Origin of the sequence: Dickeya chrysanthemi NCPPB 402 (genome assembly GCF_000406105.1) — a bacterium.
Taxonomy (GTDB): domain Bacteria; phylum Pseudomonadota; class Gammaproteobacteria; order Enterobacterales; family Enterobacteriaceae; genus Dickeya; species Dickeya chrysanthemi.
The window spans coordinates 4,635,263-4,650,201 of record NZ_CM001974.1; the positions used below are offsets into that span (position 1 = coordinate 4,635,263).

At 54.0% G+C, this 14,939-nt stretch carries 14 protein-coding genes and 1 pseudogene; 11 read left to right on the plus strand and 4 right to left on the minus strand.

From position 1 onward, the window contains the following. The first annotated feature begins 79 nt into the window (after window positions 1-79). The 7 genes and pseudogenes from pstC to DCH402_RS20575 form a co-directional block, all read left to right on the plus strand. Window positions 80-1,060, plus strand: coding sequence for a phosphate ABC transporter permease PstC (gene pstC, locus DCH402_RS20545; RefSeq protein WP_015848493.1), 981 nt, complete (start codon window positions 80-82; stop codon window positions 1,058-1,060). Beyond that, on the plus strand, window positions 1,060-1,947 hold the full coding sequence (gene pstA, locus DCH402_RS20550) for a phosphate ABC transporter permease PstA (protein WP_040003210.1): 888 nt from the start codon (window positions 1,060-1,062) through the stop codon (window positions 1,945-1,947). Before pstC ends, pstA begins: the two co-directional genes overlap by 1 nt. Before the next feature lie 90 nt (window positions 1,948-2,037). Further along, a complete protein-coding gene (pstB, locus tag DCH402_RS20555) occupies window positions 2,038-2,814 on the plus strand; it encodes a phosphate ABC transporter ATP-binding protein PstB (RefSeq protein WP_013320134.1) in 777 nt (258 codons plus the stop codon). A gap of 13 nt (window positions 2,815-2,827) precedes the next feature. Further along, window positions 2,828-3,556 carry a phosphate signaling complex protein PhoU gene (gene phoU, locus DCH402_RS20560; RefSeq protein ID WP_040003213.1) on the plus strand — a complete coding sequence of 243 codons (729 nt, stop codon included), beginning with the start codon at window positions 2,828-2,830 and terminating at the stop codon, window positions 3,554-3,556. 253 nt (window positions 3,557-3,809) lie between these two features. Beyond that, on the plus strand, window positions 3,810-4,646 hold the full coding sequence (locus DCH402_RS20565; RefSeq protein ID WP_040003786.1) for an ABC transporter substrate-binding protein: 837 nt from the start codon (window positions 3,810-3,812) through the stop codon (window positions 4,644-4,646). Window positions 4,647-4,749: 103 nt separating this feature from the next. Continuing rightward, window positions 4,750-5,493 (plus strand): amino acid ABC transporter permease, encoded by a 744-nt coding sequence (locus DCH402_RS20570; RefSeq protein WP_411431462.1) that lies wholly within the window; start codon window positions 4,750-4,752, stop codon window positions 5,491-5,493. A gap of 1 nt (window position 5,494) precedes the next feature. Beyond that, window positions 5,495-6,164, plus strand: a pseudogene (locus tag DCH402_RS20575) (amino acid ABC transporter permease); the annotation flags it as partial. A 94-nt stretch (window positions 6,165-6,258) separates the two neighbouring features. Here the strand turns inward: DCH402_RS20575 and yieH are convergent. Then, complete coding sequence (gene yieH, locus DCH402_RS20580) at window positions 6,259-6,930, minus strand: 6-phosphogluconate phosphatase (RefSeq protein ID WP_040003216.1); 672 nt, start codon at window positions 6,928-6,930, stop codon at window positions 6,259-6,261. A 273-nt stretch (window positions 6,931-7,203) separates the two neighbouring features. On the opposite strand from yieH, the gene DCH402_RS20585 reads away from it, so the two are divergent. Beyond that, window positions 7,204-8,541 carry an NCS2 family permease gene (locus DCH402_RS20585; RefSeq protein ID WP_040003218.1) on the plus strand — a complete coding sequence of 446 codons (1,338 nt, stop codon included), beginning with the start codon at window positions 7,204-7,206 and terminating at the stop codon, window positions 8,539-8,541. 68 nt (window positions 8,542-8,609) lie between these two features. Here the strand turns inward: DCH402_RS20585 and DCH402_RS20590 are convergent, their stop codons facing one another. From DCH402_RS20590 to aegA, 3 genes are all read right to left on the minus strand, one after another. Beyond that, window positions 8,610-9,350 carry a 4'-phosphopantetheinyl transferase family protein gene (locus DCH402_RS20590; RefSeq protein ID WP_040003222.1) on the minus strand — a complete coding sequence of 247 codons (741 nt, stop codon included), beginning with the start codon at window positions 9,348-9,350 and terminating at the stop codon, window positions 8,610-8,612. A 304-nt stretch (window positions 9,351-9,654) separates the two neighbouring features. Continuing rightward, window positions 9,655-10,188, minus strand: a complete 534-nt coding sequence (locus DCH402_RS20595) for a 4Fe-4S dicluster domain-containing protein (RefSeq protein ID WP_040003224.1) — start codon at window positions 10,186-10,188, stop codon at window positions 9,655-9,657. After that, window positions 10,185-12,188, minus strand: a complete 2,004-nt coding sequence (gene aegA, locus DCH402_RS20600; protein WP_040003226.1) for a formate-dependent uric acid utilization protein AegA — start codon at window positions 12,186-12,188, stop codon at window positions 10,185-10,187. Before aegA ends, DCH402_RS20595 begins: the two co-directional genes overlap by 4 nt. Before the next feature lie 621 nt (window positions 12,189-12,809). Here aegA and DCH402_RS20605 point away from each other — a divergent pair. The 3 genes from DCH402_RS20605 to DCH402_RS20615 are packed head-to-tail and all read left to right on the plus strand — an operon-like array spanning window position 12,810 to window position 14,516. Then, the gene (locus tag DCH402_RS20605) at window positions 12,810-13,481 is read left to right on the plus strand and encodes a CsgG/HfaB family protein (RefSeq protein WP_015848504.1); all 672 of its coding nucleotides are present in this window, start codon (window positions 12,810-12,812) and stop codon (window positions 13,479-13,481) included. 18 nt (window positions 13,482-13,499) lie between these two features. Beyond that, complete coding sequence (locus DCH402_RS20610; RefSeq protein WP_015848505.1) at window positions 13,500-13,853, plus strand: DUF4810 domain-containing protein; 354 nt, start codon at window positions 13,500-13,502, stop codon at window positions 13,851-13,853. Between the two features lie 3 nt (window positions 13,854-13,856). Then, window positions 13,857-14,516, plus strand: coding sequence for a DUF799 domain-containing protein (locus DCH402_RS20615; RefSeq protein ID WP_015848506.1), 660 nt, complete (start codon window positions 13,857-13,859; stop codon window positions 14,514-14,516). Window positions 14,517-14,939: the final 423 nt, after the last annotated feature.

A 14,939-nucleotide genomic window follows, 5' to 3' on the forward strand; every position in this document is an offset into this window, starting at 1 on the left:
AACGGGGTATCCGCCTCTGACCTTCATGGGGTTCATCCCCATTATCTGAAAGACGCAGTTACTGAAAGAAGAGAGACGTATGGCTGAGCAAAAGCCAACTATTACACCTCCGGGAAAAACTATTACACCCCCGGGAAAACAGGGCGACATTCTCTTCGGGGCGCTGGTCAGGCTGGCGGCCCTGTTAACGTTGCTGCTGCTGGGCGGAATTATCGTTTCCCTGATTTTTGCCTCCTGGCCAAGCATCAAAACATTCGGCTTTTCCTTTTTATGGACCAAAGAGTGGGATGCCCCCGCCGGGCAATTCGGCGCGCTGGTACCGATTTACGGCACTATCGTGACCTCGTTGATCGCACTGATCATCGCCATTCCCATCAGCTTCGGTATCGCGTTGTTCCTGACGGAACTGGCGCCGGGCTGGCTGAAACGTCCGCTCGGGGTGGCGATTGAACTGTTGGCCGCGATCCCAAGTATCGTTTACGGCATGTGGGGGTTGTTTGTGTTCGCCCCGCTGTTCGCCAAATATTTCCAACAGCCGGTAGGCAACGTGCTTTCCAGCATTCCACTGGTCGGCACCCTGTTTTCCGGGCCGGCGTTCGGTATCGGCATTCTGGCCGCCGGGGTGATTCTGGCTATCATGATAATCCCCTACATTGCAGCAGTGATGCGCGATGTGTTCGAACAAACGCCGGTAATGATGAAAGAATCCGCTTACGGCATCGGCTGCACCACCTGGGAAGTTATCTGGCACATCGTGCTGCCGTTCACCAAAAACGGCGTGATTGGCGGCGTTATGCTGGGGCTCGGCCGCGCGCTGGGTGAAACCATGGCGGTGACGTTCATCATCGGTAATACCTACCAGCTCGACAGCGTCTCGCTCTATATGCCGGGCAACAGTATTACGTCTGCGTTGGCCAACGAATTCGCCGAAGCAGACACCGGGCTACATACCGCCGCGTTGATGGAACTGGGCCTGATCCTGTTTGTGATTACCTTTATCGTGCTGGCCTGTTCGAAGCTGATGATCATGCGTCTGGCGAAAAACGAAGGAGCGCGCTGATGGCAAGCATTGGTATTGAAAACCGTTCTGACTCGATGGAAACCCGTCGCAAGATGCAAGCCTGGCGCCGTCAGAAAAACCGCATCGCGCTGTTTCTGTCGATGCTGACGATGGCATTTGGCCTGTTCTGGCTGGTGTGGATTTTGATGTCTACCGTGACCAAGGGCATCGATGGGATGTCGCTGTCGCTGTTTACCGAAATGACGCCGCCGCCCAATACGGCGGGCGGCGGTCTGGCGAATGCTATCGTCGGCAGCGGCCTGCTGATTCTGTGGGCGACGCTGTTCGGCACGCCGCTGGGGATTCTGGCCGGCGTCTATCTGGCGGAATACGGCCGTAAATCGCTGATTGCCGAAGTGATCCGTTTTATTAACGACATTCTGTTGTCGGCGCCGTCGATTGTCGTCGGGCTGTTCGTCTACACGCTGGTGGTGGCCAAAATGGAGCACTTCTCCGGCTGGGCGGGGGTGATTGCGCTGGCGTTGTTGCAGGTGCCCATCGTGATTCGTACCACCGAGAACATGCTGAAACTGGTGCCGGATAGCCTGCGTGAAGCGGCTTACGCACTGGGGACGCCGAAATGGAAGATGATCTCGGCGATTACCCTGAAGGCATCGATATCCGGCATCATCACCGGGGTGTTGCTGGCGGTGGCGCGTATCGCCGGCGAAACAGCGCCGTTGCTGTTTACCTCGCTGTCGAACCAGTTCTGGAGCACGGATCTGATGCATCCGATCGCCAACCTGCCGGTCACCATTTTCAAGTTCGCCATGAGTCCGTTCAAGGAGTGGCAGGAGCTGGCATGGGCCGGGGTATTGCTGATCACCCTGTGCGTGCTACTGCTGAATATCCTGGCGCGCGTACTATTCGCCCAAAAAACACATTAACAGCTTGTCAAAAAGACAGATTAACAACGCAACATTAAATGAATATCCGGGCGTCGCGCAGGCGGCGTTCGCCAGAAGAGAGAAGTCTTGATGAGTATGGTCACAGAGACATCCGCCAGCAAAATCCAGGTGCGCAATCTGAACTTCTATTACGGAAAATTTCATGCGCTCAAAAACATCACGCTGGATATCGCTAAAAATCAGGTGACGGCGTTTATCGGGCCGTCGGGGTGTGGCAAATCCACCTTGTTGCGCACCCTGAATAAAATGTATCAGCTCTATCCGGAGCAGCGCGCCGAAGGCGATATCCTGCTGGATGGCAACAACATCCTGACCGATAACCAGGATATCGCGCTGCTGCGCGCCAAAGTCGGCATGGTGTTCCAGAAGCCGACGCCGTTTCCGATGTCGATCTACGACAATATCGCCTTTGGGGTGAAGCTGTTCGAGAAGCTATCGCGTGCGGAGATGGACGAGCGCGTTCAGTGGGCGCTGACCAAGGCGGCGCTGTGGCAGGAAACCAAGGATAAGTTGCACCAGAGCGGTTACAGCTTGTCCGGCGGTCAACAGCAACGTTTGTGTATTGCCCGCGGCATCGCCATTCGTCCGGATGTGCTGCTGCTGGATGAGCCCTGCTCGGCGCTGGACCCGATTTCCACCGGCCGCATTGAAGAGCTGATTTCTGAACTAAAGAAAGACTATACCGTGGTGATCGTGACGCATAACATGCAACAGGCGGCACGTTGTTCCGACCATACGGCGTTTATGTATCTGGGCGAGCTGATTGAGTTCAGCGATACCGATACCCTGTTTACCGCGCCACGGCAGAAACAGACCGAAGATTACATCACCGGTCGTTACGGTTGATTACGGGAGTATCATGGAAAATCTCAATCTAAACAAACATATTTCCGGTCAGTTTAATGCCGAGCTGGAAAGCATCCGCACCCAGGTGCTGACCATGGGCGGGCTGGTGGAACAGCAACTGACCGACGCCATCACCGCCATGCATAACCAGGATGCGGAACTGGCGCAGCGCGTGATCGAAGGCGACGCCAAAGTTAACATGATGGAAGTGAGTATTGACGAGGCGTGCGTGCGCATCATCGCCAAACGCCAGCCTACCGCCAGTGACTTGCGTCTGGTGATGGCGATCATCAAGACCATTTCCGAGCTGGAGCGTATCGGCGATGTGGCGGACAAAATCTGCCGCACCGCGCTGGAGAAATTCTCCCATCAGCATCAGCCGCTGTTGGTGAGCCTGGAATCGTTGGGCAACCACACCGTACAGATGCTGCATGATGTGCTGGACGCGTTCGCCCGTATGGATCTGGATGAAGCCAAGCGCATCTACATGGAAGACAAGAAGGTGGATAAGGAGTACGAAGGCATTGTGCGTCAGTTAATGACCCACATGATGGAAGACTCCCGCACCATTCCCAGCGTGCTGACCGCGTTGTTCTGCGCCCGTTCCATCGAGCGTATTGGCGACCGTTGCCAGAACATTTGCGAGTTCATTTTCTACTTCGTCAAAGGCCAGGATTTCCGTCATCTGGGCGGCGACGCGCTGGAAAAAATGCTGGCGCAGAAAGATACGCCTAAAGAATAAGTCCGGCTTATTTATTACCAGCTTGCCGACGATGTTCTCAACGCCCCGTTTTCGGGGCGTTGTCATTTATAACGCCGCACCACCATTGCGTCACCCGTTGTTGCCACTGATGGGATATAACATAAGTTTATATTATGGGGTTTTATGTTATTTCCGACGTGTGGGAGCCGCTGTTAGCCTGCATTTATTGAGTTAATCCTCATTTGTGAAATGAAAATTTTTTATGAACAGCGGCTTACAGGCGGATAATAAGATGAAAAAATCTCTTTTGGCATTTTCCCTTCTGGCAGGATTGGTTTCCCTCGCTGGTAATGCACAGGCCGACAAGCTGGATGACATTCAAAAAGCCGGTGTGGTGAAAGTAGCGGTGTTCGACAGCAATCCGCCGTTTGGTTATGTCGATCCGCAAAGCAAAAAACTGGTGGGCTACGATGTCGACGTGGCGCAAGCTATCGGCAAGGCGCTGGGCGTCAACGTCGAATTGCGTGCGACTAACCCGGCTAACCGTATCCCGTTGCTGACCTCGAAAAAAGTCGATCTGATTGCCGCCAACTTCACCATTACCGACGAGCGCGCCAAACAGGTCAACTTCAGTGTGCCTTACTTCGCTACCGGCCAGAAATTTATCGCCCGCAAAGGTGTGCTAAAAACGCCGGACGATATCAAAAGCCTGCGCATTGGCGCCGACAAGGGCACCGTGCAGGAGATTACCCTGCGTGAACATTACCCGACCGCGAAAGTGATTTCCTACGACGATACCCCGCTGGCGTTTGCGGCGCTGCGTAACGGCAATGTGCAGGCCATCACCCAGGATGACGCCAAACTGGTCGGGTTGCTGGGCAACTTGCCGGCGGCGCAGAAAGCCGATTTTGAAATTTCTCCGTTCAGCATCACCAAAGAATATCAGGGCATGGGTATTCCGAAGGGCGAAGATCGCCTGACGCAGAAAGTGAACGAGATCCTGCTGAATCTGGAAAAACAGGGCGACGCCGTGAAGATTTATAACCGTTGGTTCGGGCCGCAAACACCGTCTGCCCAGCCGCGTGGTGACTTCAACATCGCGCCGCTGGACCAGCAACCCAAGGCTTGAGTGCGCTGCGACAGTATTCTCCATCCGACAGTGGTTACCGTAGGCTCTTACCTGATGGTTGTGATTTGCCCCCGGACCGATTCCGGGGGCCTTCTTGTTTATGATGACTGATGAATCTATCCGATATTGGCTGACCGATTGGCTGCTGGCGCCGCAGTATCTGCAATGGCTGTGGCAAGGCTTTCTGGTCACGCTGGGCCTTGCCGCCGTTACCGTGGTGCTGGCAACGCTATTGGGGCTCATACTGGCGGCCGGGCGCGACAGCCGTACCCGATTGCTACGCTGGCTGGTGATCGCCTATTGCTCCTTGTTTCGTAATACCCCGCTGCTGGTGCAACTGTTCTTCTGGTACTTCGGCGCAGCGCAGTTGCTGCCCGCCGGGTTAATGCCGTGGCTTAACAGCCCGCATATCATCCCGCTGGTTGGGCTGAACATACCGTCGTTTGAGTTTCTGGCCGGATTATTTGGCCTGACGCTCTATTCCGCGGCGTTTATCGCAGAAGAGATCCGCGCCGGCATCGCCGGCGTGGCGCGTGGTCAGCAGTATGCCGCCTGTGCGTTGGGGCTGACTCACTGGCAGTCGATGCGTTATGTGGTGTTGCCGCAGGCGCTGCGCATCGCATTGCCGCCGCTGCTGGGTCAGTACATGAACATAATAAAAAACTCATCGCTGGCGATGGCCATCGGCGTGGCGGAGCTGTCTTACGCTTCCCGGCAGGTGGAAACCGAAACGCTACGTACCTTTCAGGCGTTCGGGGTGGCGACGGTGCTTTATATCGCGGTGATTGCCCTGCTGGAAGGATGGGGACAGTGGCGTCAGCATCGGCAATCGGCCAGGGAGCACTGAGATGGACTTTTCTATTATCCGCGACAATTTGGGTTACCTGATGTGGGGCACCTTTCCGGATGGACCATTGGGGGGGGGCGGCGCTGACGCTGGTGCTTAGCCTGATGGCCGGGCTGACTTCGGCGGTACTCGGTACGTTGCTGGGCGTGGCGCTGGCGATGCTGCGCGGCTGGGCGGGCGGGCTGTTGGCGATGGTGCTCGGGTTTTTTCGGGCGATTCCGGTGATCATGCTGATTTTCTGGACTTACTTCCTGCTGCCGATGGTTTTGGGCGTCGATATTCCCGAAATCACCACCGTGGTATGCGCGTTGGCGCTGATCGCATCCGCTTATCTGGCGCACGGCGTGAAGGCGGGCATTGTGGCGATAGGCCGCGGCCAGTGGCAGGCCGGGATGTCGCTGGGATTGGGACGCTGGCAGACGCTGTGGTACATCGTTCTGCCGCAAGCGTTGCGCATGATGGTGCCGTCGTTCATCAACCAGTGGATCTCCCTGATTAAAGATACGTCGCTGGCTTACATTGTCGGTGTTGGTGAACTGACGTTTCTGGCGACCCAGGTTAACAACCGCAGTATGGTTTATCCGACGGAAGTGTTTTTGTTTATCGCGCTGGTCTATTTTATCTTTTGCCTGTCGCTGGATCTGCTGGCGCAGGGCGTCAGCCGGCGTTTTCGCACCGGGCCGCAACCGACCCGGCGTAGGCTATTCGGTCGGCGCCAGGCGGTACGCGTGCCGGAGTCGCCGTTACGAGAGTCCGCCTGAATTCTCAGTCGGTGGTAGTCAGTGCCCAACCACGGGCCTGCCATAGCGCCGGCAACTGCGCCATGTCGTGAAACATTGTCACTAATGGGTGATGGATTGGGGCGTTATGCTCGTCGGCGCAGTAATAGAACACCGGTATGCCGGCGGCAATGCCGGCCTGCGTGCCGGAGACGGAATCTTCCACCAGAATACAATTTTCCACCGCTACCCCCATCTGCTGTGCCGCGTGATGAATCAACGCCGGGTCTGGCTTCCATTTGCCGATGTCGTAGCCGCTGTACAGATGGTCGCCAAAGAACGGCAGCAGGCCGGTCAACCCCAGCGAATGCTGCATTTTGCTGACCGGGCCGTTGGATACCACCGCTACAGGCGCCTGCAACGTCGCCAATACTTCTTTCACGCCGGGAATCGGTTGTAGCGAGAGTTCGAAAAGCCGCGCCACCTCCTGACGGAAATGACGCTCCATGTCCTCCACTGAAACCGTCAGGCCGAAACGCTCACTGATGCTGTCGATAATGTCGTAGAGCTTCATACCCTTAAAGGTTTTGATCACTTCATCCAGCGGTAAGTGGACGCCGTGGGGGACAAAGATATTGACATAGGCCTGGCAACAGATGACTTCACTATCGACCAGCGTACCGTCGCAGTCGAAAAATACGCATTCAATTCGGGACATGAGCGTTCCTTATTGGAGGACGAAAATCCCCACTTTACCCGACTGACGGGATAATGCGACGTTTGCAGAAATAAGGGGTGTGCTGGCCGTTATCTCTGCATCAGACAAACGTTTTCCCGTCGTGAAGTGAGACGAAACCGCTGCGAACAGGCGGGAGATATAGAAAATTGTTATCGCTGGGAAAAAAAAGCCCGTTGGCGCGTTAACTGCTCTGCATTTTGGTATAGGATACCGGGCGATTATCTTTCCTTTCTTCTCTTTGGGTCATTTATCATGGATAAATCTCAGTCTGGTTCCGCTGTTGAGCAGGGGCTGCTGGGTCGTGTGTTTAAACTCAAGCAGCACGGCACTACCGCTCGTACCGAGACTATCGCCGGGTTCACCACCTTCCTGACGATGGTGTATATCGTTTTCGTCAACCCGCAGATTCTGGGCGCAGCCGGGATGGACACCAAAGCGGTGTTCGTCACCACCTGTCTGATCGCCGCTTTTGGTAGTATTTTCATGGGCCTGTTGGCCAACCTGCCGGTGGCGCTGGCACCGGCGATGGGCCTGAACGCCTTTTTCGCTTTTGTGGTGGTCGGCACCATGGGCCTGTCGTGGCAGGTGGCGATGGGCGCCATCTTCTGGGGTTCGGTCGGTTTCCTGCTGTTGACGGTATTCCAGGTTCGCTACTGGATGATCGCCAATATTCCGCTCAGCTTGCGTTTGGGTATTGCCAGCGGTATCGGTCTGTTTATCGCGATGATCGGGCTGAAAAACGCCGGGATTATCGTGCCGAACCCGGAAACGCTGGTCTCGGTTGGTAAACTGACCTCACATAGCGTGCTACTGGGTGCGTTGGGCTTTTTCATTATCGTGGTGCTGGCGTCCCGCAATATTCATGCGGCGGTGCTGATCTCCATCGCGGTTACCACCTTGCTGGGCGCGATGCTGGGGGATGTAAAATTCACCGGCGTATTTTCCATGCCGCCGAGCGTCAGTAATGTGGTAGGGCAGGTCGATCTGGCCGGGTCGCTGAATTTGGGCCTGTCCGGGGTGATTTTCTCCTTCATGCTGGTGAACCTGTTTGACTCTTCCGGCACTCTGATTGGCGTGACCGACAAAGCCGGCCTGGTGGACGCTCGTGGTAAATTCCCGCAGATGAAACAAGCGCTGTATGTGGATAGCATCAGTTCGGTGGTTGGGTCGTTCATTGGTACGTCGTCCGTGACGGCGTATATCGAGAGCTCCTCCGGCGTGTCCATCGGTGGTCGTACCGGCCTGACGGCGGTGGTGGTGGGGATTCTGTTCCTGCTGGTGATGTTCCTGTCGCCGCTGGCAGGGATGGTGCCGGCCTATGCCGCGGCTGGCGCGCTGATTTACGTCGGTGTGTTGATGACATCCAGCCTGGCGCGCGTGAAATGGGATGATCTGACCGAGTCCGTGCCGGCGTTTGTGACCGCTGTGATGATGCCGTTCACTTTCTCAATCACTGAGGGTATTGCGCTGGGTTTCATTTCCTACGCGGTGATGAAAGCGGCGACCGGTCGCTGGCGCGACATCAGCCCTTGCGTCATCGTCGTAGCGGTGCTGTTCCTGCTGAAAATTATTTTTATCGACGCCCATTAATCACTGGCGAGCCGGGGTGCCCCGGCTCGCGCTTTTCTGCCGTTTTCCCGCTTGTTACATCACATTTGTTACATCACATATTGCGGCGCTGCATTTTCCGTCGCGTGGCTGCTCAGCTTGATATAACGCCGTGACTGGCGTTGTTGCTGGATGATTTCACCGGATTTCCGCATGCCGTAGGCCGAGGTGTAATTCCACATTACCAGCCGATCGAGGCGCGGCGTATGGGCACAAGCCCAGGCCAGATAATCATCGATATCGCTTATCACTTCCACGTCAGGAATATGTCGCGACCGCAATCGGCCTGACGCCGGGTGCAGTTTTAACGATTCCGGACCACCGGCATTGAAACCGGGGATTTTCAGTACCGACTGGCGGATGGTACACAACTGGGTGGCGGCTTCCAGCGGGTCGAGCTGGGCGTCAATCCAGGCTTTTTCCGCGTGGGTCTGCGTTTGCAGATGCGGCGGCGTTTCGCGGTTCCAGACGCGGACAATTTCCACGTCCATCCCCACTTTGCCCTCTTCGCTAAGCAGGATTGCGATGGTATTTCCTGCATAGCCAAGGCTGAAGTCGGGAAGATGCGGGTCAACAAAACAGGGTCTGCCGTTTGGCGAGACCATCAATGGTGGAAGTACCGGATAACCGAAGAAATAAAACATCATTTCTGCCAACAGCGCCCGGCTTTTCAGATAACGCTCGCGGCGCTTTACTGAAAAGCAGTGCGTGGATGAAATCAGGTCATCCGATAACCGTTGCAGATCGGGTAACGCTTCCGTGCTTGCCCACCTGACGAAATGACAGGTCATATTCACTCCATGATGCCAACGAAAAAAACCTGATAGTTTTTAGTGGAATAACTGCTCTGTGAAGTTTATTTCCGACGCAAGTGGTCAGATAAATATCCGTACCAAAGAGAAACTGGCGGATAAATCGGCGATAATTATCCTTGTTTGAGCAGAATACGTCAAAAAGCACTTTTTATTAAAACTGATTTTATTTTGTTTGAAATAAAATCGGGCTGATATCACATCATGCATAACAACCAGGTGCAATGACGCCGTCTGTGCGGCGTGCCCGTGAAGGCATCCTTGGCATCACGGGCAAAAGGCATCAGCGCAAACGGATATCCGCATGGTTCCATGCGGAGCATTGCTGTTTTTCATGAACCCGCTCGGCCAGCGCCTGCGGTGTAACCAGCGTCAGCGCCGCTGTTGGGCACACGCGTACACAAGACGGGCTATCGGCAACGCCGATGCAAAGGTCGCATTTATGGACTTCACTGCCTGATGGCGATGGGGCAGATGTCTCATCGTCTAATGTATGCGTCACCACATTGATGGCGCCGAACGGACAGGCGATTACGCAACTTTTACAGCCAATGCATCGCGATTGAATCACCTGAATACTGTCTTGATGTCGCACCAGTGCATCGTGCGGACAGACGCTGGCACAGGGCGCGTTTTCACACTGATGGCATAGCACTGGCATGCTCACGTTAGCATTTTTTATTACTTTAAGGCGCGGAAAAAAGTGCGATTTATGCAATTTTTGTTGGTTCCCGCCCACATGTGCGACGGCGCAAGCGATTTCACAGGTGCGGCAGCCAATGCATTTGGCGGCATCTGCAATCACAAACTGATTCATGGCCGATTCTCCTGTTGAATATCTACCCTGACCGGCAGCGACATGTCCTGGCTCTCCAGCCCCATTACCCGCAGCATACCTTGTGCAGCTTTACGGCCATCGGCGATGGCGGTGACCACCAGATCGGCGCCGCGCACCGCATCGCCGCCGGCGAACACCTGAGGGTGGCTGGTCTGGCAGGGATGGCGATGACCGAATGACGCCGTCGTGATGTGGCCCCAGCGATCCAGCGCGATATGGGCGTCCTGTAACCACGGCATACTGTGCGCCAGGAAACCAAACGCCGTGATCACCGCGTCTGCCGGTTGCACGAATTCAGATCCGGGCACCGGTTTGGGCCGACGGCGGCCGCTGGCGTCCGGTTCGCCCATTTCGGTGCGAATCAGGCTGACGCCGCACACCTGCCCGTTATCATCCAGACAAATCTTGAGTGGCTGAACATTGAAAAGAAATTCCACGCCTTCTTCCCGGGAATTTTTGACTTCCTTACGCGAGCCCGGCATGTTGGCTTCATCACGGCGATAAGCGCAGGTGACGGATTCCGCGCCCTGCCGAATTGAGGTGCGCAGGCAATCCATCGCGGTATCGCCGCCGCCCAGCACCAACACTCGCTTACCTTGCATCGAGACGTAGGGTTCATTGGGTAGTGTCGGCAACTCCATGACCTGTTTGGTGTTGGCGATCAGGAACGGCAGCGCGTCGTATACGCCGGGCGCGTCTTCATTTTCCAGTCCGGCTTTCATGGAACGGTAAGTACCGACGCCAATAAACAGCGTGTCGAACTCCGCCAGCAACTGCGCCATACTTATGTCGGTTCCCACTTCGGTATTCAGGCGAAACTCGATCCCCATCGCGCTGAATATTTCCCGGCGGCGGATCATGACGGATTTATCCAGCTTGAACGCGGGAATGCCGAATGTCAGCAATCCGCCGATTTCAGGATGCCGGTCAAAGACCACCGCCTGTACGCCATGCCGCGCCAGTACATCGGCGCAGGCCAGCCCGGCGGGACCGGCGCCGATGATGGCCGCCCGTTTGCCGGTCGGCTTCACCTGGCTCAGGTCCGGCTGCCAGCCCATGCTCATCGCCGTATCGGTGATATAACGTTCAATGTTGCCCACGGTTACGGCGCCGTAACCTTTACCCAGCGTGCAGGCGCCTTCGCATAACCGGTCTTGCGGGCAGACCCGACCGCAGATTTCCGGCAGGCTACTGGTGCGATGCGATAATTCAACCGCATCGAGGATGCGTCCTTCCTGCACCAGTTGCAGCAGTGCGGGAATATTGTTGTGCAACGGACAGGTCCATTCACAGACCGCATGCTGGCCGCAGTGCAGGCAACGGCTGGCCTGATCATGAGTGTGTTCGGCGCTAAAACCGTGATAGATCTCGTTAAACGTAGTCACCCGGTCTTCCAGCGGTTTTTTCACGGCATCCCGGCGCGGCCAGTCTTTCCGTTTGTCCAGCGGGCGGCATGTCGTACCGGCAAACGTGGGAATCGCGCGCGGCAAACCGATTATGCCGGTTTGCGCCATACGCCGCTGTTTTTCTCGCCGCTGTTCTTCTAGTGAATGCTCACTTACAAGTTGAAGCGCTTGTGTTGGGCAGGCCTCTACACAAGCCTGCCCATCGGGGCGGCCGATACAGAGGTCGCATTTGTGGGCGGTGGCGCCCTGGGCCTGGTTTTCAACGGTGATGGCGCCAAACGGACAGGCCAGTACACAGGTTTTGCAGCCGATGCACTTTTCGGCGACCAGTTGAATACCGTCTTGTTTTCTGACCAGCGCTTGTGTGGGGCACACTTTCGCACAGGGAGAGTCTTCACAATGACGGCAGGTTACCGCCGTATGCTGTTCTCCCTGGTGAAACACCCTTATTCGGGGGTGAAAATCGTCCCTATTTTCCGGATAGCGCCCGTGATTATGTGAAATCACACAGGCAATCTCGCAGGCATTACAGCCGATACAATCCTTCGCATTTGCGATAACAAACTGATTCATATCCTCTCCCGACATGTACAGCATGGGTGTGCGTATGACCCGCTGGTCATTTTCAGGCGAGCCCTTATCGAGCTGAGTAAGTGTGTGCTTACTCAGTCAATTTGGGATGTCTGTTGTGATTACAGGCTGCGTCGCGCCGGAGTTGCCTACCGAAGCAGACGAAAGATGACGAAACCAGCCTGAGCGGGTCACTAAGAAAGTGATTCTGGAAGGGGCCTGGTACCTGTCTCGTCAGGAGAAAAAATAACGATCCCCTCAGTTACTGAGGTTCATCCTAGCGGCTCGGGTCAGCATGAATCTTGATATAGAACAGATAAAGTGGGGTAAAAATAACCAAAAATTTTCATGCAGTTATCAAAAAAGACAAAAATATCGCCCGAAGAGCAATCAATAGCAGAAGGTTTATTACCTGAAATATCCCCATGAACATATATCCCCATGAACATATTTATATTTTTAAATGATATCTGAATTAGTTTTTTGCGTGAAATATATGGTTACTTATCTTTACGTTAAGCATAATGGTTTTTGCCGTTGGCTGGATGCAGGCGCTATCAGGCATCGGTCTCTTCATGAGGCACGCCAAACGGTATTAACAATAAATTAATAAGGGATTGGTCTATGAATAAAAAGGCTGTTTTTTGTTCTATGGTCATTTCCGCCACCTTGTTGGGCGGATGTGCTACAGAATCCTCACGTACAGTGGAAACGCCTAAAGTCGTCTCCTACAACACGTCTTATCAGGGCGTCCGCAGCCCGATTTCAGTTGGGAAATTTGAAAATCGTACCAACTATATGAATGGCATTTTCTCCGATGGTGTAGACCGTTTGGGGAATCAGGCTAAAACCATTCTTGTCAGCCACTTACAGCAGACGGGACGTTTTAACGTGCTTGATCGTACCAATATGGACGAGCTGAAAACGGAAGCCGGCATTAAAGGTCAGACACAGACATTAAAAGGCGCCAATTACGTTGTGACCGGCGACGTTACGGAATTCGGCCGTAAGGAAGTGGGCGATCAGCAACTGTGGGGGATTTTGGGAAGAGGTAAATCTCAGATTGCTTATGCCAAGACCACATTGAACATCGTGAACGTTCAGACCTCTGAAGTGGTGTATTCCGTTCAGGGGGCGGGTGAGTATGCCCTGTCCAACCGCGAAATCGTCGGATTTGGCGGTACGGCTAGTTATGACTCAACGCTGAACGGCAAAGTGCTGGATTTAGCGATTCGTGAAGCGGTCAACAATTTGGTTGCAGGTATTGAAAGCGGCGCATGGCGTCCATCGAATTAAAAGAACGGGAAAATAATAATGTTATTCAATAAAAAGACTGTGCTGTTGTTGACGGCGACTTTACTGGCAGGATGTGCTTCCGCACCTAAGACCATCTATAGCTGGGATAATTATCAGACTACAATTTATCAATATTATCAGCAGGATAAAACCAGTCCTGAAGAGCAGATCGCATCGTTGCAGAAATCATTAGACGTTGCTAAATCACAGAATAAGCCCGTGCCGCCAGGATTACATGCTCAACTGGGCCTGTTATATGCCAAAACGGGTCGCGGTGTGGATGCCCGTCAGCAATTCGAGACGGAAAAATCATTATTCCCCGAATCCGCCCCTTTCATGGACTTTCTGTTGAGCAAGAATAAAGGAAAATAATCAATGAACCGTTTTTTAGCATTAATCAGCCTGATGGGTGTTCTGGTTCTTACGGGGTGCGCCAAGCCGCAGCCTTATGACTACACAGCATTCAAGCAAAGTAAACCGAGAACTATTCTGGTGCTACCACCGCTGAACCACTCTCCGGATGTGAAAGCGGGCCCCAGTTTTCTTAGCCAGGTAACCTACCCGTTAGCCGAGTCTGGATATTATGTGTTGCCTGTCGCCGTGACGGATGAAACGTTCAAACAGAACGGCTTGACGACGGCTCAGGATATTCACGCCGTCAGCGTCGCGAAGTTGCACCAGATTTTCGGGGCGGATGCCGCGCTGTACCTGGATATCACTGATTACGGTTCAAAGTATAGGGTTGTTAATAGTGAAACCCGTGTTACCGCCAGTGCACGTTTGGTGGATCTGCGTACTGGTAAGGAACTGTGGAAAGGTAGCGCGACCGCTTCCACCAGCGAACAGCAGTCGAATTCTAATGGCGGCGTGGTTGGTTTGTTGGTTCAGGCTGCGGTGGCGCAGATTGCCGATACTATTACCGATAAAGGCCATGATATCGCCGGTATCACCAGTACGCGCTTGTTGACGGCGGGTGGCGGTTCTTCCTTGCTATACGGGCCTCGTTCGCCGATGTATGGTAAAGATGCTAAATAATCATTATTGATAATGTAACAAAACCCGTCCATGGCAACATGGGCGGGTTTTTTCTTTGATATAACGGACGAATTTCGAGCAGATGAATCCGATATTACCCTTGCTTGATTGCCATATCGGAAAACCTGACTATGCTTTGTTAATGATAATTAAGGATATATACCCGTCGTACTTCACGTTGCCGCTATCGGGACTGTCTATCCTATTGGGTTAATTTCTGCGGTCGGGCTATTTCACCGAAACATAAATAAATTATATACCCGTCATACTTCAAGTTGCAGGTGCGTTGGCTGCGTTCGTTCACCCGAATCACTTACCTGAGTAAGCTCATCGGGATTCACTCTCTTGCCGCCTTCCTGCAACTCGAATTATTTTGGGTATATGAATAAGATTTATTTCTGTTTCGGTGAATATTAATAATAT